Origin of the sequence: Bradyrhizobium rifense (genome assembly GCF_008123425.1) — a bacterium.
Classification (GTDB): domain Bacteria; phylum Pseudomonadota; class Alphaproteobacteria; order Rhizobiales; family Xanthobacteraceae; genus Bradyrhizobium; species Bradyrhizobium rifense.
Map to the genome: position 1 here is coordinate 1 of NZ_VSSS01000067.1, position 17,672 is coordinate 17,672.

Genomic DNA, 17,672 nt, shown 5'->3' on the forward strand with positions numbered 1-17,672 from the left:
GATATGTGCATGCCCTAGGGCTTTCGCCGGGACGGCAGCGGAGTTTTTGGCGCGAGCGTCGGCTGCTGGCGCCTACGACTCGATCTTCACGTACTCGAAATCACCCGGCTTGTTATCGATACCCACCTTCGGCGGCGAAATCCACGACGCGAACTGGCCGGTCTCGGTGACGGGCTGCATCAGCGAGGTGATGAAGTCGCCGTCGACGGTCGAGGGCAGCCAATCGTCCTTGCGCTTGGTCCAGGTGGCGTCGTCGATCAAGAGACCATCCGGCGTGGCGTGGATGCCCTTGAACTCGCCGATGTGGCGATGGAAAGCGACGTTCGGCAGCTTGAGCTGAAAGTTATAGCCCGCGGTCGAGATCACCTTGTTCCAGCGCAGCATGCCCTTGACGCAATCCTGGCTGTAATCGTCGCGCAGGCGCATGTTGAGCGCTGTCAGCGCCGGCTCGTCGACCAGCTTGATCTCGCCGTCGATGAACTTGAGCACCGGATAGGTCGCGTTCTTGAGCTGGTGATCGTCGTCGATCTGGGTCTCGTGATAGCGGCCCTTGATGCCGGTGTTGAAGGCGTTGGCCGCGTTGGTCGAGACTTCCGAGCCGAACAGATCAAGCGACAGCGTGTAGTGCAGGTTCAGCTTCTTCTGGATAGTCGGAAGATCGATCACGCCGAGCGCGCGGACTTTTGCGATATCGGTCGGATCGGTGATGCCGGCCTCGCGCATCGCGTCGCAAGTGCGCTGCACGACGCGGGTGATGCCGGTCTCGCCGACGAACATGTGATGCGCTTCCTCCGTCAACATGAAGCGGCAGGTGCGCGACAGCGGGTCGAAGCCCGACTGCGCCAGCGAGTGCAGCTGCATCTTGCCGTCGCGGTCGGTGAAATAGGTGAACATGAAGAAGGACAGCCAGTCCGGCGTCGCCTCGTTGAAGGCCCCGAGCATGCGCGGCGCGTCGGCATCGCCGGAGCGGCGGCGCAGCAAATCATCGGCTTCCTCGCGGCCGTCGCGACCAAAGTACTTCTGCAGCAGGTAGACCATCGCCCAGAGATGGCGGCCTTCCTCGACGTTGACCTGGAACAGATTGCGCATGTCGTAGAGCGAGGGCGCGGTCTTGCCGAGATGGCGCTGCTGCTCGACCGAGGCGGGCTCCGTGTCGCCCTGGATCACGATCAGGCGGCGCAGCATGGCGCGGTACTCGCCCGGGACTTCCTGCCAGGCCGGCTCGCCAAAATGCTCGCCGAAGGGAACGACGCGATTCTCTTCCTGCGGCGCGAGCAGAATGCCCCAGCGATAGTCGGGCATGCGGACATAATCGAACTTGGCCCAGCCGCGCGGATCAACGGAGTAAGCGGTGCGCAGATACACCAGCGATTCCTGGAAGCCTTCCGGCCCCATGTCGCTCCACCAATCCATGTAGCCTGGGTGCCAGCCTTCCAGCGCCTTCAGCACCTGGCGGTCTTCCGCGAGATTCACGTTGTTCGGAATCTTGGTCGAGTAGTCGACGTTCATGATGTTCATGTTCATGGCCGTGCTCCTTAAACCCGCGTCATATCGAATTTCGGCTTCTGGCCGCTGCCATAGCGGCGCAGCGCGCCTTCCTCGCCGACGGCGTTCGGGCGCTGGAAGATCCAGTTCTGCCACGCGGTCAGGCGCGAGAAGATTTTTGATTCCATCGTCTCCGGACCGACGAAGCGCAGGCTCGCTTCCATGCCGGTGAGACTGTCGGGCGAGAAGCTGGCGCGTTCCTCCAGGAACACGCGGACCTCGTCGTCCCAATCGATGTCGTCGAGCGCGAAGGTGACGAGGCCGAGTTCTTCGGCCTGCTCGGCGTCGAGACTGGTGCCGCGCGTAGCTTCCGCGCGCTCCACATCCGCCGGATCGGCCTGGAAGCGCGACTCCAGCCGCGTCAGGCCATGGCTCATCGGATACGGGCCGAAATTCATCGCCGACAGTTCGATCGACGGCGGCGGCTGGTTGTCGCCCTGGCGCGTGCCGATCAGCATGTAGGACCGGTCGGCGGCGAAGACGAGCTCGGCCAAGGTGCCGGCAAAGCACGAGCCGGGCTCGACCAGCGCCACCAGCGTGCGCGAGGTGACATCGATGCGCTTGAGCACCCGCTTCCAGTAGTGGCGGATTTCGTTGACCAGCCAGTGCGCCTTGTTGGCTTCAAGGAAGGCGTCGCTGGCGAGCACATGGGCGCGGTCGCCGTGGCTCTTGAACACCAGCATCGCGATCTCGAGCTCGTTGATGCGCAAATGCAGGATGGCGTCGTCGAGCTCGCGCGCGACCTGCAGCGGCCAGAACGCAGCGCCCTGCGCCATCATGCCGTCGATGTCGGCGGGAGCCGCTGCCTCCGGCGCCTTGATCGAGATGGTGGCGATGCGGGCTGTGCGGTCGATATCGACGGTGACGAAGCCGTAGCGGATGCTGGTCTCGTCGATCGTGCGCTTGAGCGGGGAAAGCGCGATGCCCTTGCCGCTGCCAGCGCGTTTCGACGCGGCCGCAAATTCCTTGGCGCGCTCGACGACCTTGGCCTCGAGCTTGGAGTTCGGCGCGATCTCGTCAACGAGGCGCCACTGCACGGCGCGCTTGCCCTTGACGCCTTCCTCGATGGTACAGAAAAAATCAGCGTGGTCGCGGCGCACTTTTCGCTTGTCGACGACACGGGTGAGACCGCCGGTGCCCGGCAGCACCGCGAGCAGCGGCACCTCGGGCAGCGCGACGGCGGAGGCGCCGTCGTCGGCGAGAATGATGTGGTCGGTCGCGAGCGCCAGCTCATAGCCGCCGCCGGCGGCGGAGCCGTTTACGACCGTGATGAAGCGCTGGCCGGAATTCTCCGATGAATCTTCCATGCCGTTGCGGGTCTCGTTGGTGAACTTGCAGAAGTTCACTTTGTGAGCGTGGGTTGAGCCCGCGAGCATGCGGATGTTGGCGCCGGCGCAGAACACGCGGTTCTTGGCCGAGCGCATCACTACGACCTTCACCTCGGGATGCTCGAAGCGCAGCCGTTGCACCACGTCGGCAAGCTCGATGTCCACCCCGAGATCGTAGGAATTGAGCTTGAGCAGATAGCCCTCGAACAGGCCGCCATTCTCGTCGACGTCCATGGTCAGCGTCGCGACGTCACCATCGACCGCCAGCTTCCAGTGCTTGTAGCGGGACGGTTCGGTCTGGAAATCGATGAACGTAGCGCCGCCTGCGAGGCGCCGATCTTCCCCGGCCATGGGCCACCCTTGAACTCGTCTTGGTTTTACCGTTAGATGCACAATAATGCATGTTGCTGAGCGCGTCTAGTCTCTAATCGCCGATACATGCACTTTGTTTCATAGGGACGCTCAGGACCGCACGATGGCGCCGAGCCCGATCCAGTCGGCCTTGGTGAGCTGGGCACGGCCGAGCTTGGCCTGCAGCAAGGCCGTTAGCGCCGGCACTGGAAAGCTCTCGACAAAGCCGTCACCGGCCGGGGCCGCCTTCCGGGAAGTCAGCGCGCGCAGCTCGGTGAGCGCATCTCCAAACAAGCGCGCCGCCGAATGCGCCTTCTGCATGCGCAGCCGCAGATTCGCATTGGCGACAAGGATGCAGGCCCGCAGCAAAATGCGCTCGCGGCCGCCTTGCGGCGCCGCGGCCCACAACGCTTCCAGCACCTCCTGCGATTCCCAGAAATAGCCGCGGTCGTTCAGCGCAAGCCCATAGCGCAGCGCCGGATGGCGCGCCGGCACGTAGCCACGGAACGCCGAGGGCACCAACGCCTTGGCGATATCGAGCGTCTCGTAGTCCGCATCCAGCTCGGTCGTCTCGCCCGGCACATAGGCCCATTGCGGCCATGGCAAAGCGCCGCTCGCATGTGAAGGCACATTCATAGATGTGCCTCCGCGTGATCATGCGGCGCGCCCCTGGAGTCCCTGATCGTCGCGCAGGGCCGCTTTTGCAAATTGCTCAATTGCGTCAAGCGTCGCTCCGGGCGCTTCACGATGCGGGGAATGGCCCGCGTCTGAAATAATCTTCAAATCTACCGGACAGTAGCACTCTTCCTGCGCGATTTCGACCTGCTGCAGTGTCCCATATTGGTCATCCCTACCTTGCACGACCAAGACAGGAACGCGGATGTAGGCCAGATATTCCGAGATGTCCCAATCACGGAATTTCGGATCGAGCCAGGCGCCGTTCCAGCCGTAAAAGGCATTGTCGACGTCCTTGTGCCAGCGCGCGAGCTTTGCCTTGAGATCGGTGGTTTCGTACGTTGTCTTGATCGCGGCGATCGACTCCACCGAGATGTCCTCGACGATGAAATGCGGCGCAATCAGCGCGATGCCTTGCAGGCGATGATCCTGATGCGCGCCGGCATAGATCGCCGCAATCGAGCCGCCGTCGGAATGGCCGAGCAGCAGGCCACGCTTGAAGGGAATGGCGTCGAGTACCTTGGGCAGCACATCGAGCGCCTCGTGCTGCATGTAGTCGAGCGGACGTGGCAGCGTCACCGGGCTCGACTGGCCATAGCCCGCACGCGAATAGACGAAGATGCCGGCGCCGGTCGCTTGCTGGATCTTCTCAGGAAAATCGTTCCAGAGGCCGACCGAGCCGAGACCTTCGTGCAGCATGACGATGGTCGGCGCGTCAGCGGATTGCGGTGCGAGCCATTTGTATTCGAGGCGGGCCGTGCCGATGCTGAGGAAGCCGGTGGGGGTGAGAGTCATGGTCGAATTCCTGTTCGCTCGGCCTGCACGTTCAATTCGTGCCCTCGCGCAATTTGAACCGCTGGATCTTTCCCGTCGCCGTCTTCGGCAGCGAGTCCACCACGTCGATCCAGCGCGGATATTTCCACGGGCCGATCTTCTGCTTGACGTGCTCCTTCAGCATCTCCTGCAAGTCCGTCGTCTTCACGCCCGGGCGCAGCACGACGAAAGCCTTCGGCTTGAGCAGCCCTTCCGGATCAGCTTCGGGCACGACAGCGGCTTCCAGCACCGCCGGATGCGTGATCAGCGCGCTCTCGACCTCGAACGGTGAGACCCAGATGCCGGAGACCTTGAACATGTCGTCGGCGCGGCCGCAGAAGGTGTAGCGGCCCTCGCCGTCGCGGATATATTTGTCGCCGGTGCGGGTCCACGGTCCTTCAAAGGTGCGGCGGCTCTTGTGACGCTGGTTCCAGTAGCCTTCGCCAGCCGATGGCGCATCGACCAGGAGCTCGCCGACCTCGCCGTCAGCGACGTCCTGCCCGGCCTCGTTGACGAGCCGCACCGCATAGCCCGGCACCGGCTTGCCGGACGAGCCGTATTTGATGTCGCCCGGCGCGTTCGACAGGAAGATGTGCAGCAGCTCGGTCGAGCCGACACCGTCGAGAATGTCGACACCGAAGCGCGCCTTCCAGCTGTTGCCGACGGATTCCGGCAGCGCTTCGCCGGCCGAGGTGCAGATGCGCAAGGACTTGCCGCCGCGCTCGCTCTTCATCGTCTCGTCGTTGAGCATCGCCGCGAACAGCGTCGGCACGCCGTAGAAGATCGACGGATTGTAGCGGTTCATCAGGTCGAACATCCGCGCCGGCGTCGGGCGCTCGCTGTTCAGAATTGTGGTGGCGCCAACCGACATCGGGAAGGTCAGCGCATTGCCAAGGCCATAGGCGAAGAACAGCTTTGCGGCGGAGAGGCCGACATCGTTCTCGCGGATGCCGAGCACCTGTTTCGCATAGGTGTCGGCGGTCGCCTGCAAATTCGAATGGATGTGGCGCACGCCCTTGGGCATGCCGGTCGAACCGGACGAATAGAGCCAGAATGCCGGCTCATCCGGATGGGTCGCGGCGGTCGTGAATTGATCGCTCTCATCAGCGATCTCCTCGGCGAACTGCTTGTGGCCATTCTGCTTGGCGCCGGAGACAACGACATGCTCGAGATCCGGCATGCGGCCGACGACGTCCTTGATGACGGGATAGAGCACTTCCGAGACGAACAGCACGCGGGCCCGGCAGTCGGCGAGGATGTAGGCGTATTGATCCGCGGTCAGCAGCGTGTTGAGCGGCACCGGCACGATGCCGGCGCGGATCGCGCCCAAGAACACGATCGGGAAGTCGACCGTATCCAGCATGATCATCGCCACGCGCTCTTCGCGGCGGACGCCGAGCCGGCGCAGCATGTTGGCGGCGCGGCGCGTCTCGCGCTGGAGCTCGCCATAGGTGAGCCTCGAGACGGTGTCGTCGAAGACGAGCTTGCTGCCCCGGCCCTCCTCGACGTTACGGTCGAGCAGCCAGGTCACCGCGTTGTAGGATCCCTCGCTCACGGTCGTCCCCCCCCCGAATTTAGAATTATAATTCATAGAAAGACATTGCGACAGCTTGCTGTCAATGCCAGCAGGCATTATGTTTCATTAAAACGCGCCGCAGGACCTCCTTTAAAGAAGGTACCCGCTAAAGAAGGCTCATGACCGACAGTCCCGACGCCGAATCCCGCTTTCTCGAACAGCTCGGCCAGCGCGTGCGCACCATGCGCGCGCTGCGCGGCATGTCGCGCAAGGTGCTCGCCAAGGTATCAGGAATCTCGGAGCGCTACATCGCGCAGCTCGAGAGCGGCAAGGGCAATGTCTCCATCGTGCTGCTCCGCCGCGTCGCCGACGCGATGGGCGCGCATCTGGAAGATCTACTTCCCTCAGCCGATCCGACGCCGGACTGGCAGATGTTCCGCGATCTGCTGCGCAAGGCAACGCCGGCGCAGATCGCGCAAGCCAAGGATCTGCTCGCCGGCGGCAGTGCCTCGGCGCCGCGGCGCGCGCCGTTCTGCGGCATCGCGCTGATCGGCCTGCGCGGCGCCGGCAAATCGACGCTTGGGCGGATGCTGGCGAAGAAAATCGGCTGGAGCTTTGTCGAGCTCAACAAGGAGGTCGAGCAGCAGAACGGGCTCTCGGTCGCCGAGATCATCGCGCTCTACGGCCAGGAAGGCTTTCGCCGCATGGAGCAGGCTGCGCTGCAACAGTTGCTCGCGCGCAACGAGCTGATGGTGCTGGCGACCGGCGGCGGCATCGTCTCGGAGCCGCTGACCTTCGACCAGATCCTGTCGTCGTTCTACACGATCTGGCTCAAGGCCGAGCCCGAGGAGCACATGGCCCGCGTCCGCCGCCAGGGCGATCTGCGCCCGATGGCGGATGATCGCTCGGCGATGGCCGAGCTACGCAACATCCTGCTCAGCCGCGAGCCGCTCTATGCGCGCGCGGCGGCGGTGGTGGATACGGCGGGGTTGTCGGTCGATGCCGCGGCCGCGCGGCTGATCGATGCGGTGCGGCCGGTGCTGCAGAACGAAGCGCGCAGCTTCGGGCTGCGCAGTGTGGCGCTCTAGTCTGGAACGCGGAATGACCGACAGCGACGTCACCACCTCCATATTCGAGCGGATCGGCGGCCGTGCCACGATCGACCTGTTGGTCGATCGCTTCTACGACCGCATGGACACGCTGCCGGAGGCGAAGGTGATCCGCGCGATGCATGCGGACGATCTCGGCCTGATCAGGGATGTGCTGAAGCGCTATCTCACGGAATGGACCGGTGGCCCAAAACTCTATTCTCCCGAGAAAGGCCATCCACGGCTGCGGCAGCGGCATATCGGCTTTGCCATCGGCGATGCGGAACGCGACGCGTGGCTGCTGTGCATGCGTGGTGCGATGGAGGAAACAGTGACAGACAGCGCCGCGCGGCAGGACCTCGATCGCGCGATATCCGGACTTGCCGACTGGATGCGCAACCGGTAGCGCCGCTTACAACAGCTGCGAACGCACCGATTCTGCCCCCTCGCGCAGCAGCGGCAGGAAGCGGTCGATCAATTCCCGCGCCGGCACGCGATCGACATGGGCGCCCATGTTGATGGCGGCGATGATCACGTCGTCGTAGCGGTGGACGGGCACCGAGATCGAGCGGAAATGCGGCTCGGCTTCGCGGTCGACCAGCGAATAGCCCTGGGCACGATCAGCCGCGATACGCGCAAGCAGCGTCTTGGGATCGGTCACCGTCTCCGGCGTCAGTGCCTCGCGCTTCATCTCTTTCAGGCGCGCAAGACAATCCACATCGTCAAGCTGGCCGAGCATGGCGCGGCCGACCGAGGTGCAGAACGCAGGCAACCGATAGCCGATCTCCAATCCGCCGGAGAACATTCGTGCCGGGCTGCTGCGCGCGATGAATACGACGTCATCGCCGTCGAGCACCGCGAGCGAGGAGATTTCGTTCGCCGCGGTCGCGACGCGATCGAGCACCGGCTGCAGCACCGTGACGAGCTGGTTGGAGCGCAGATAGGACGCCGCCAGCGTCAGCACATGCGGCGTCAGCGAGAACAGTTTTCCGTCGCCACTGACAAAGCCTCCGCGCTGGAGCGTGAACAGCATGCGCCGCGCGGTGGCGCGCGGGAGATCAGCGGCGCGGGCGAGATCGCTCAGCGTCATCGGGCCTGCGTTAGTGCCGAAGCATTGCAGCAGGCGCAGGCCGCGATCGAGGGCTTCGACGAAATCCGTCGATCGTCCGTCAGTGTCGCTCCGCTTCAGCTTAGGCATCGGTCGGGATAGTCCTGCAAAATAGTGCTTGCTGCCGATCCAAGGCATGTCATAATTCGCCCATTCGTTCAATAGGCGAACAAAACGCCCCTCACGAAAAGGACGCGACCGCCATGATGAGCCAGGAGCAGAACGACCTGATCACCCGTACCGGGCCGAAAGACCCGTGCGGCAGACTGATGCGGAGCTACTGGCAGCCGGCGGCCCTGGTCGACGAGCTGGAGGGTGAGCGACCGATCCGTCCCGTCAAATTGCTCGGCGAAAACCTGGTGCTGTTTCGGGACGAGACCGGGCGTTACGGCCTGATCGATCGCCACTGCGCCCATCGCGGCGCCGACCTCGCCTTCGGACGGCTCGAACACGGCGGGCTGCGCTGCGCCTTCCACGGCTGGCTGTTCGACGCGACCGGCCAGTGCGTCGAAACGCCGGCCGAGCCGAAGGATTCAAAGCTCTGCCAGAACATTCGCCAGCGCTCCTATCCCGTGGTGGAGAAGAGCGGCATCCTCTGGGCCTATCTCGGCGAAGGTGAGCCGCCGGCATTCCCGGAGCTTGACTGCTTCGTCGCGACCGGCACGCATACCTTTGCATTCAAGGGCCATATGGCCTGCAACTGGCTGCAGGCGCTGGAGGTCGGCATCGATCCCGCGCACGCCTCCTATCTGCATCGCTTCTTCGAGGACGAGGACACGTCCACGGCCTACGGCAAGCAGTTTCGCGGCGCTTCGGCGGGAAGCGACCTGCCGATGACAAAAATCCTGCGCGAATACGATCGTCCGATCATCAATGTCGAGCACACCGAATACGGGCTCCGGCTGATCGCGCTGCGCGAGATCGACGAGGAGCGCACGCATGTGCGCGTCACCAACCAGCTCTTCCCGCACGGCTTCGTCATCCCCATGAGCACGGAGATGACGATCACGCAGTGGCACGTGCCGGTCGACGACGAGAACTGCTACTGGTACGCGATCTTCACCAGCTATTCGAACCCGGTCGACAAGACAAAGATGCGCGAGCAGCGGCTCGAGCTCTACGAGCTGCCCGACTACAAGTCGCGCAAGAACCGCGGCAATGATTACGGCTTCGATCCGCACGAGCAGCAGACCGCGACCTATACCGGCATGGGCAACGACATCAACGTCCACGACCAGTGGGCGGTGGAATCGATGGGCGCGATCCAGGACCGCACCAAGGAGCATCTCGGCTCGAGCGACAAGGCGATCGTGCAATATCGCCGCCTGCTGCGGCAGGAGATCGAGAAGGTCGGCGGCGGCGAGAAGCCGATGCTGTTCCTGGACGAGGCCAATGCGCGCTCCATTCAGGGCCCGGCGACCATGGACGGCATCGGCCCGACACGCGGCTGGGAGACTTATTGGATGGAAGTCGACGTCAAGCGTCGCCGCGGCGCGCCGTGGACCGCGCCGGTGCCGAAGGAGATCGCCGACAACGTGCATCGGCTGACGGCGGCGGAGTGACGTGCGTGGACGGACCCCGTAGGGTGGGCAAAGGCGCAAAGCGCCGTGCCCACCATGCTTCCGTTCGGGCGATAGAAATGGTGGGCACGCTTCGCTTTGCCCACCCTACGGCAGTTGAAGGAGTGGTGAAGTGACTTTCGTCGCGCGTCATGCGCTGTGGTCGGATGAGCAGACAGACGCCGCAGCGCGCGTGCGCCGCATCGTCGAGGAGAAGAAGCTCGAGGTCATCCGCCTCGCCTTCCCCGACCAGCACGGCATTTTGCGCGGCAAGACCATCATCGCGTCCGAGGCGGTTGCGTCGCTGGAGAGCGGCTGCTCCATCACCACCACCATGCTCGCCAAGGACACCTCGCACCGCACGGTGTTTCCGGTCTTCACCTCAGGCGGCGGCTTCGGCATGAAGGAGATGGAGGGCGCAGCCGACGTGCTGATGGTCGCCGATCCCACGACATTCCGCGTGCTGCCATGGGCGCCGGCCACAGGCTGGGTGTTGTGCGATCTCTATTTCAATGACGGCCGTCCGGTGCCGTTCGCGACGCGCGGGCTCTACGCACGCGTGCTCGACGAGCTCGGACGCCGCGGCCACGATTTCGTCGCAGGCCTCGAGGTCGAATTCCACATCTTCAAGCTCGATGACGCGCATATGCGGCCCGAGGACGCCGGCCAGCCCGGCACGCCGCCCTCGGTGAGCCTGCTCTCTCACGGCTATCAATACCTCACCGAGCAGCGTTTTGATCAGATGGAGCCGGTGCTCGAGATCCTGCGGCGTGACATCGTCGCGCTTGGGCTGCCGCTGCGCTCGGTCGAGGTCGAATTCGGGCCGAGCCAGTGCGAATTCACCTTTGCGCCGAAGAAGGGTCTGGAGCCCGCCGACAACATGGTGCTGTTCCGCAGCGCCGTGAAGCAGATCGCGCGCCGGCACGGCTATCATGCCACCTTCATGTGCCGGCCGAAACTGCCTAATTTGTTTGCGAGCGGCTGGCACCTGCATCAATCGATCGTCTCCCGCACGACGGGCGAGAACCAGTTCATGACGAAGGAAGGCAGCGAGCCGCTCAGCGCCTTCGGTCGCTCATATCTCGCAGGCCTGCTCGATCACGCCCGCGCCGCGACAGTGTTCACGACGCCGACCATCAACGGCTACAAGCGCTACCGCTCCTATTCGCTGGCGCCGGACCGCGCGATCTGGGGCCGCGACAATCGCGGCGTGATGATCCGCGTGCTCGGTGGCGCCAACGATGCTGCCACGCGCCTGGAAAACCGCGTCGGCGAGCCCGCCGCCAACCCGTATCTCTACATGGCCGCGCAGATCCTCTCAGGTCTCGACGGTGTCGACCGCAAGCTCGATCCCGGCCCCTCGGCCGACACGCCCTACGAGACCAAGGCGCCGCTGCTGCCGAAATCCTTGCGCGATGCGGTCTCCGCGCTGAAGGATGATCCGTTCTTCCGCGAAAAATTCGGCGCGGAGTTCATCGACTACTACACCCACATCAAGAACGCCGAGATCGACCGTTTCTTGTCGGAGGTGACCGACTGGGAACATCGCGAATATTTCGAGATGTTCTGACGGCTCCGTTACGGCGCCTTCGGCTTCTGCCTGAGGTAGAGATAGGTCGGCAACAGGCCGAGCGCGACGATCGCGACCATCACCCACCATCCGCGCTGGAACGCCACGAGGCGCTCCGGCAGGGATGACGGCGAGCCGATGATGGCGACGAAGATCGCAACGCCGACCGCGAGCGAGGCCTGGCGGATCATATTGATCACGCCGGAGCCGGTCGCGAAGGACGACGGCGGCAGGCCTGCGGCGCTGACGCCCATCAGGGTCGGGAACGTCAAGCCGACGCCAATGCCGGTCGGGATCATGCCCATGATCACGAAGGCCGGATGCGGTTCGGGTCCAATCAGGGTTGCCCAGGCAACCAGGCCGGCCGCGAACACGACGATGCCGGCGGTGACGACGGGCGCAGCGCCGAAGCGCGCGATCAAGCGCCCGGCAAACAGCAGCGAGGTGATCGGCACCATCAGCGGCCCCGGCGCGATCGCAAGTCCGGTCTGCAACGCCGACCATCCCCACGCCGTCTGTTCCCACAGCGCGACCGACAGCAGCATGGCGCCGAAGGCTGCCGAGTAAGGCGCCATCACCAGGGCAGCCCCGGTGAAGGGACGGATGCGAAACACCGCCGGATCGACAAAGGGATTTTCAGTGCGCAGGCAGCGCCAGACGAACAGTGCAAGCAGAATGGCGGCGGCGGCAAAACTGTAGCCGATGGCCGGCGCGCGAAAACCCCAGTCGCTGACCTTGACGATGGCGAAGACGAGCGCGCCGATACCGCCTGTCACCAGCACGGCATCGAAGAATTTGGGCCGTGGCGCGTCATGACCCTCGATCTCCGGCAGCTTCCACCAGCCGATCACCATGGCGATGAGGCCGATCGGGACATTGACGAAGAAGATCCAGCGCCAGTTGACCGCAACGAGCACGCCGCCGACGACCGGCCCGAGCGCTGCGGCAAGACCGCCGATTGCCGTCCAAGTCCGCACCGCACCGCCGCGTTTCTCCGGCGCGAACACCGCCAGCAGCAGGCCGAGCGAGGTCGGCGTCATCAGTGCGGCGCCTGCGGCCTGCACGATACGAAACGCGGTCAACATCCCGACGCTGTTGGCGGCCGCGCAGGCGGCCGATGCCACCGTGAAGAGGCCGACACCGAGCAGGAAGCTGAGATTTCTGCGATGGCGCTCGGCGAGCCGTCCGAAGAACACCAGCAGCGCGGCATAGGCAATGGCGTAGCCGTTCAAGACCCACGACATATCATCGAGCGAGGCGTCCTTGAAATCCTGCCCGATGCTGGGCAGCGCGACGTTGACGATGAAGAGGTCGAGATTGGCAAGGCAAATGCCGACGCAGACGATCGCCAGCACCAGGTTTGGCGACGTCGACGGACGGGGAGGCTTGGGCCGCAGCGAGAGATCGTCGAGCGGAACCGCGCGCGCGAAGGTGCCGCGTTCAATACTGTTCATGGATTATGCCTTTTGGTGATGCAATTCAGCCCGCTCGGGGACCAGCGACGGATCCCCGGCGATGCCCGCCAACAGGTTTCGCAGCTCGGCGGCGGCACGCTTGCCAAAGCCGTTTTCGAACTTCTCCTGCGCCGCGAGCCAGAGTGGCCGTGCGTCGGCAAGGCGCGAACGTCCCGCCCGGGTCAGCTTGACCAGGCGGCTTCGTCGATCGGCTTCATCGCGCTCCAGGGTGACGAGGCCGTCGCGCTGAAGCGGCCGCAAATTCTGGCCGATGGTGGATTGATCCATGACCAGCGCCCCGGCGAGGTCGCCGATCGCAGGCGCGGCATCGCCGCGGCGATGGATCTCGGTCAGCATCGCGTATTGGGTTGAGCGCAGCCCCGAGGGCTCCAGCGCGGCATCGTAGAACAGCGTCATGTGGCGCGACGCCTTGCGCAGCGCCGCACAATTGCAGCGATTCCGCTCCAAGACAGGAAGCTCTTGCTCGGCCATCACGCCCCCATTACCGGGATATCCCGCTATATGAAGGGATATCCCGATATTATCGCAACGTCAACCCGGGAGGTCTCTTGGGCTTCGGCGGGGACACGCCTCACACCCCTGTGAGGAGACTTCGTCAGCGCAGTTCCGACGACATCACGCCGGTCCCGAACGAAGCCGTTTTCCTGACGCCGTGAAAACGGCCGGAAAGACGCGAGGTCTATCCTTGTCGTAGATGATCAACAATGGAGTTCGATCATGTTGGGTAAATTGTTCAGCCTGATCTATCACCTGTCCTGCCGGACAACCCTGGTCGAGATCGGCAGACACCACCTCGCCCGCTGATGGCAAGTCAGGTCAGATGGATTGACCAAACGAAAGGGGGTTTCCATGCGCAAGCTGATCGTGATCGCGGCGATGTCGCTGCTGGCGAGCCAAGCCTATGCCGGCGGTCCGCGCAGCCTGAGCCTTTCTGCAACCAATGCGAGCCAGGTGACTGACCAGCCGGCAACCACAACTCCGCCGCAGGCCACACAGGCTCCGACCGCAACGCCACCGGCGAATGTGCAGACGGCGACCACCACGCCGGCCTCAACGCCGACGGCCGCACCAGCGCAGACCGCGACAGCGCCGGCCGCAACGCCTGCGAAGCCGACTACGGAAACGGCCAAGCCGAAGCATCGCGAACCATCCACCGAAGCGCGCGTGATCCGCGAGCTGCATCGGCACGGGATTTATTGGTGAGAGGGCTTAGCTCTCTCTTCCGTCATTGCGAGCGCAGCGAAGCAATCCAGACTGTCCCCGCGGAAAGACTCTGGATTGCTTGGCTACGCTCGCAATGACGGGGAGAGAGCGGGGCTAGATCCCCAGATACTTGTGCTGGAGGTCCGGCTCGGCCATCAGCTGGTCCGACGTGCCGCTCCACACGGTCTTGCCACGCTCGATGATGAAATGGCGGTCGCAGATGCGGGCGAGGTGGTCGACGTTCTTGTCGACGACCAGGATCGACTGTCCACGGCTCTTCAGCAGCGACAGGCAGTTCCAGATCTCTTCGCGGATCAGCGGCGCCAGCCCCTCGGTCGCTTCGTCCAGGATCAGGAGCTTTGGGTTCGTCATGAGCGCGCGGCCGATGGCGAGCATCTGCTGCTCGCCGCCGGAGAGCTGGTTGCCCATGTTGGCGGCGCGCTCGGCGAGCCGCGGGAACAACACGTAGATCGCAGCGAGCGTCCAGGGATTGGCGCTGCTGAAGCGATCGGCGGCGGCCGCGACGAGATTTTCGCGTACGGTGAGGTTCGGGAAGATCTGGCGGCCCTCAGGCACGAGCCCGATGCCGAGCTTGGCGATCCGGTACGACGGAAGCTGCCGGACCTCGGTATCCGCAAAGCTGATGCTGCCGGCGCGCGCCGGCGTCAGGCCCATGATCGAGCGGATCGTCGTGGTCTTGCCCATGCCGTTGCGGCCCATCAGTGAGACCATCTCGCCGGGCTTGATCGACAGCGACAGGCCGAACAGCACCTGGCTGAGGCCGTAGCAGGTCTCGATACCGTCGACGTCGAGCAGTGTGTCAGCCATGGTGCGTCACCACGTGCTGGTCGCCGAGATAGGCGCGCTTGACGTCTTCGTTGGCGCGGATCGCGGCGGGATCGCCCGACGCAATGACGCGGCCATAAACCAGCACCGAGATGCGGTCGGCCAGCGCGAACACCGCCGGCATGTCGTGCTCGACCAGCACGATCGAGACCTCTTTGCGCAGCTCCTGGAGCAGCTTTACCATGCCCTGGGATTCGGTGACGCCGAGACCGGCCATGGGCTCGTCGAGCAGCAGCAATTTTGGCCTGCTGGCGAGCGCCACCGCAAGCTCGATCTGGCGCCGCTCGCCATGGCTGAGCTTCGACACCAGAACATCGGCGCGATGAGCCAGCCCGACGCGATCGAGCGCTGCGTGCGCGGCATCGCGCAGGCCCTTCTCCTTGCGCGCATTGGCGAAGAAGCGGAACGAGTGGCCTGCATGCGCCTGGGCCGCCAGCGCGACATTGTCGGCGGCGGTGAAGTCGAGCAGCAGCGAGGTGATCTGGAATGAACGTGCGAGACCCAGCGCGCAGCGGCGATAGGCCGGCAGATGGGTGATGTCGCGGCCGCCCAACGAGACGCTGCCGGAATGCGGCTCGAGATGCCCGGTGAGCTGGCTGATCAGCGTGGTCTTGCCGGCACCGTTCGGGCCGATGATGGCGTGCAGCTCGCCCGCGGCAACGTCGAGCGAGACGTTGTCAGTCGCGGTGATGCCGCCGAAGCGGCGCACCAGCTTTTCGACGCGGAGCAAGGGTTCAGCCACGATTGAGCCTCCCCAGCAGGCCCATGATTCCGCCACGACCGAACAGCACGATCAGCAGCAGCAGCGGGCCCATGATCAGCGCCCAATATTCGGTGATCTGCGACAGAAACTCTTCCAGCAGCAGATAGACCACCGCGCCCATGACAGGGCCAAACAGCGTGCCCATGCCGCCCAGGATCACCATCACCATGAGATCGCCGGAGCGGGTCCAGTACATCACGGCCGGGCTGACGAAATCGGTGTTGTTGGCGAGCAGTGCGCCGGCGAGCCCGCACATGGTGCCCGAGATGACGAAGCAGACCAGCTGGTAGCGCTTGGCCGGGAAGCCGATCGCCTGCATGCGCTGCTCGTTGGAGCGCAGGCCCTGCACCACGAGGCCGAAGCGCGAATTGACGATGCGCCAGATCAGGAAGAGTACCGCGAACAGGCAGGCCAGGCAGAGATAATAGAACTGCGTGCGGTTCGACAGGTTGATCAGGCCGGAGAAGTCGCTGCGCTTGTAAACGGTGAGACCATCATCGCCGCCGTAACGTGCAAGGCCCGAGGCGACGTAATAGGCCATCTGCGCGAAGGCGAGCGTGATCATGATGAAATAGACGCCGCGGGTGCGCAAAGAGAGCGCGCCGATCACCAGCGCATAGATCGCAGACGCAGCGAGCGCGACGGGAAACTGGATGAAGCCGCTTCCGACACCTTCCTGCGCGAGCATGCCGACGGCGTAGCCGCCAATGCCGAGATAGGCGGCGTGGCCAAAGCTCATCATGCCGCCAAACCCCATGATGAGGTTGAGGCTCGCCGCAGCCAGCGCCAGGATGACGATGCGGGTGAACAGCGTCATGATGAAGATGTTGCCGGACAGATACGAATAGAGCGGCAGCAACACGAGGCCCGCCAGCATCAGGGCCGTGACGGCCTTGCTCACCGAGAAAGTCTTCATCGACGATTGGCCGGAAACAGCCCCTCCGGCCGGACCACCAGCACGATCGCCATCAGCAGATAGATCAGCATGGACGAGAGCGCGGGCGCGGCGGTGGAGGCGGCGGCGCCACTCAGCACCTGCCGCAGCAGATTGGGCAGAAAGGCGCGGCCGAGCGTGTCGATCATCCCGACGAAGATCGCAGCGAGGAACGCGCCGCGGATCGAGCCGATGCCGCCGATCACGATGATGACGAAGGCGAGGATGAGGATGTTCTCACCCATGCCGATCTGCACGGTGAGGATCGGCGCCTGCATCATGCCGGCCAACCCTGCGAGCGCCGCACCGAGCCCGAACACCAGCGTGTAGAGCAGCTTGATGTTGATGCCGAGCGCGCCGATCATCTCGCGGTTGGAGGCGCCGGCGCGGATCAGCATGCCGATGCGGGTGCGCATCACGCCGAGATAGAGCAGTAGCGCCACCAGCAGCGCGACGACGATGATGGCGAGGCGGTACGCCGGATAGTGAATGCCGGGCAGGATCGGCACCGGCACTGTAAGCCAGGCCGGCAGCGGCAGCGCGAGGCCCGCTGGGCCCCAGATCAGCCGCACGGCTTCATTGAAGAACAGGATCAGGCCGAAGGTCGCGAGCACGTGGTCGAGATGGTCGCGCCCGTACAGATGCCGCAGCGCACTCATTTCGAGCACGATGCCGAGCACAAGGGTAGCACCTAACGCCAGCAGCGCGCCGAGCAGGAAGCTGCCGGTCCACGCCGCGAAGGTCGCGGCGAAATAGGCGCCCATCATGTAGAGCGAGCCGTGCGCGAGGTTGACGAGATCCATGATCCCGAACACCAGCGTCAGGCCGGCGGCGAGCAGGAACAGCAGCAAGCCGAACTGCAATCCGTTCAAGAACTGTTCGACGACGAGCAGCATCA

Annotated in this window: 17 protein-coding genes; 5 read left to right on the forward strand and 12 right to left on the reverse strand. The window is 64.3% G+C overall.

Annotated features, from left to right (window positions below):
- Positions 1-72 precede the first annotated feature (72 nt).
- The 5 genes from boxB to FXB40_RS37895 all read right to left on the reverse strand — a co-directional run bounded on the left by boxB (position 73) and on the right by FXB40_RS37895 (position 6,267).
- The gene (gene boxB, locus FXB40_RS37875; RefSeq protein WP_148777368.1) at positions 73-1,524 is read right to left on the reverse strand and encodes a benzoyl-CoA 2,3-epoxidase subunit BoxB; all 1,452 of its coding nucleotides are present in this window, start codon (positions 1,522-1,524) and stop codon (positions 73-75) included.
- Between the two features lie 11 nt (positions 1,525-1,535).
- The gene (gene boxC / locus FXB40_RS37880) at positions 1,536-3,224 is read right to left on the reverse strand and encodes a 2,3-epoxybenzoyl-CoA dihydrolase (protein ID WP_148777369.1); all 1,689 of its coding nucleotides are present in this window, start codon (positions 3,222-3,224) and stop codon (positions 1,536-1,538) included.
- Positions 3,225-3,335: 111 nt separating this feature from the next.
- A complete protein-coding gene (locus FXB40_RS37885; protein WP_148777370.1) occupies positions 3,336-3,860 on the reverse strand; it encodes a DUF309 domain-containing protein in 525 nt (174 codons plus the stop codon).
- A gap of 18 nt (positions 3,861-3,878) precedes the next feature.
- Entirely contained in the window at positions 3,879-4,694 is an 816-nt protein-coding gene (locus tag FXB40_RS37890; protein WP_148777371.1) for an alpha/beta fold hydrolase, read from the reverse strand.
- A gap of 31 nt (positions 4,695-4,725) precedes the next feature.
- On the reverse strand, positions 4,726-6,267 hold the full coding sequence (locus FXB40_RS37895) for a benzoate-CoA ligase family protein (protein ID WP_148777372.1): 1,542 nt from the start codon (positions 6,265-6,267) through the stop codon (positions 4,726-4,728).
- 140 nt (positions 6,268-6,407) lie between these two features.
- Here FXB40_RS37895 and FXB40_RS37900 point away from each other — a divergent pair, with 140 nt between their 5' ends.
- Together FXB40_RS37900 and FXB40_RS37905 are read left to right on the forward strand one after the other, a co-directional pair.
- Entirely contained in the window at positions 6,408-7,316 is a 909-nt protein-coding gene (locus FXB40_RS37900; protein WP_148777373.1) for a helix-turn-helix transcriptional regulator, read from the forward strand.
- Positions 7,317-7,329: 13 nt separating this feature from the next.
- Entirely contained in the window at positions 7,330-7,722 is a 393-nt protein-coding gene (locus FXB40_RS37905; RefSeq protein ID WP_148777374.1) for a group II truncated hemoglobin, read from the forward strand.
- A 6-nt stretch (positions 7,723-7,728) separates the two neighbouring features.
- On the opposite strand, the gene FXB40_RS37910 is transcribed toward FXB40_RS37905, so the two are convergent.
- Complete coding sequence (locus FXB40_RS37910) at positions 7,729-8,514, reverse strand: IclR family transcriptional regulator domain-containing protein (RefSeq protein ID WP_148777375.1); 786 nt, start codon at positions 8,512-8,514, stop codon at positions 7,729-7,731.
- 113 nt (positions 8,515-8,627) lie between these two features.
- Here FXB40_RS37910 and FXB40_RS37915 point away from each other — a divergent pair, with 113 nt between their 5' ends.
- On the forward strand, positions 8,628-9,986 hold the full coding sequence (locus FXB40_RS37915; RefSeq protein ID WP_148777376.1) for an aromatic ring-hydroxylating dioxygenase subunit alpha: 1,359 nt from the start codon (positions 8,628-8,630) through the stop codon (positions 9,984-9,986).
- 130 nt (positions 9,987-10,116) lie between these two features.
- A complete protein-coding gene (locus tag FXB40_RS37920) occupies positions 10,117-11,553 on the forward strand; it encodes a glutamine synthetase family protein (protein ID WP_148777377.1) in 1,437 nt (478 codons plus the stop codon).
- A gap of 8 nt (positions 11,554-11,561) precedes the next feature.
- Here FXB40_RS37920 and FXB40_RS37925 read toward each other — a convergent pair whose 3' ends face one another.
- Together FXB40_RS37925 and FXB40_RS37930 are read right to left on the reverse strand one after the other, a co-directional pair.
- Positions 11,562-13,007, reverse strand: coding sequence for an MFS transporter (locus FXB40_RS37925; RefSeq protein ID WP_148777378.1), 1,446 nt, complete (start codon positions 13,005-13,007; stop codon positions 11,562-11,564).
- Positions 13,008-13,010: 3 nt separating this feature from the next.
- Positions 13,011-13,499, reverse strand: coding sequence for a MarR family winged helix-turn-helix transcriptional regulator (locus FXB40_RS37930; protein WP_148777379.1), 489 nt, complete (start codon positions 13,497-13,499; stop codon positions 13,011-13,013).
- A 378-nt stretch (positions 13,500-13,877) separates the two neighbouring features.
- Between FXB40_RS37930 and FXB40_RS37935 the strand changes: the two genes are divergently transcribed.
- Positions 13,878-14,231 (forward strand): hypothetical protein, encoded by a 354-nt coding sequence (locus FXB40_RS37935; protein WP_148777380.1) that lies wholly within the window; start codon positions 13,878-13,880, stop codon positions 14,229-14,231.
- A 114-nt stretch (positions 14,232-14,345) separates the two neighbouring features.
- Here FXB40_RS37935 and FXB40_RS37940 read toward each other — a convergent pair whose 3' ends face one another.
- The 4 genes from FXB40_RS37940 to FXB40_RS37955 are packed head-to-tail and all read right to left on the reverse strand — an operon-like array spanning position 14,346 to position 17,670.
- Positions 14,346-15,059: an ABC transporter ATP-binding protein gene (locus tag FXB40_RS37940; protein WP_148777381.1), complete on the reverse strand. Its 714-nt coding sequence runs from the start codon at positions 15,057-15,059 to the stop codon at positions 14,346-14,348.
- Positions 15,052-15,819, reverse strand: coding sequence for an ABC transporter ATP-binding protein (locus FXB40_RS37945; RefSeq protein WP_148777382.1), 768 nt, complete (start codon positions 15,817-15,819; stop codon positions 15,052-15,054). The genes FXB40_RS37940 and FXB40_RS37945 overlap by 8 nt, the downstream gene beginning before the upstream one ends.
- The gene (locus FXB40_RS37950) at positions 15,812-16,756 is read right to left on the reverse strand and encodes a branched-chain amino acid ABC transporter permease (protein ID WP_148777383.1); all 945 of its coding nucleotides are present in this window, start codon (positions 16,754-16,756) and stop codon (positions 15,812-15,814) included. The genes FXB40_RS37945 and FXB40_RS37950 overlap by 8 nt, the downstream gene beginning before the upstream one ends.
- Positions 16,753-17,670 carry a branched-chain amino acid ABC transporter permease gene (locus FXB40_RS37955; RefSeq protein WP_148777384.1) on the reverse strand — a complete coding sequence of 306 codons (918 nt, stop codon included), beginning with the start codon at positions 17,668-17,670 and terminating at the stop codon, positions 16,753-16,755. Before FXB40_RS37955 ends, FXB40_RS37950 begins: the two co-directional genes overlap by 4 nt.
- Positions 17,671-17,672: the final 2 nt, after the last annotated feature.

Coding starts and splice junctions, on each gene's coding strand:
- boxB (WP_148777368.1), bottom strand. CDS start 1,524: ATGAACATGAACATCATGAACGTCGACTACTCGACCAAGATTCCGAAC.
- boxC (WP_148777369.1), bottom strand. CDS start 3,224: ATGGCCGGGGAAGATCGGCGCCTCGCAGGCGGCGCTACGTTCATCGAT.
- FXB40_RS37885 (WP_148777370.1), bottom strand. CDS start 3,860: ATGAATGTGCCTTCACATGCGAGCGGCGCTTTGCCATGGCCGCAATGG.
- FXB40_RS37890 (WP_148777371.1), bottom strand. CDS start 4,694: ATGACTCTCACCCCCACCGGCTTCCTCAGCATCGGCACGGCCCGCCTC.
- FXB40_RS37900 (WP_148777373.1), top strand. CDS start 6,408: ATGACCGACAGTCCCGACGCCGAATCCCGCTTTCTCGAACAGCTCGGC.
- FXB40_RS37905 (WP_148777374.1), top strand. CDS start 7,330: ATGACCGACAGCGACGTCACCACCTCCATATTCGAGCGGATCGGCGGC.
- FXB40_RS37910 (WP_148777375.1), bottom strand. CDS start 8,514: ATGCCTAAGCTGAAGCGGAGCGACACTGACGGACGATCGACGGATTTC.
- FXB40_RS37915 (WP_148777376.1), top strand. CDS start 8,628: ATGATGAGCCAGGAGCAGAACGACCTGATCACCCGTACCGGGCCGAAA.
- FXB40_RS37925 (WP_148777378.1), bottom strand. CDS start 13,007: ATGAACAGTATTGAACGCGGCACCTTCGCGCGCGCGGTTCCGCTCGAC.
- FXB40_RS37930 (WP_148777379.1), bottom strand. CDS start 13,499: ATGGCCGAGCAAGAGCTTCCTGTCTTGGAGCGGAATCGCTGCAATTGT.
- FXB40_RS37935 (WP_148777380.1), top strand. CDS start 13,878: ATGCGCAAGCTGATCGTGATCGCGGCGATGTCGCTGCTGGCGAGCCAA.
- FXB40_RS37940 (WP_148777381.1), bottom strand. CDS start 15,059: ATGGCTGACACACTGCTCGACGTCGACGGTATCGAGACCTGCTACGGC.
- FXB40_RS37950 (WP_148777383.1), bottom strand. CDS start 16,756: ATGAAGACTTTCTCGGTGAGCAAGGCCGTCACGGCCCTGATGCTGGCG.
- FXB40_RS37955 (WP_148777384.1), bottom strand. CDS start 17,670: ATGCTGCTCGTCGTCGAACAGTTCTTGAACGGATTGCAGTTCGGCTTG.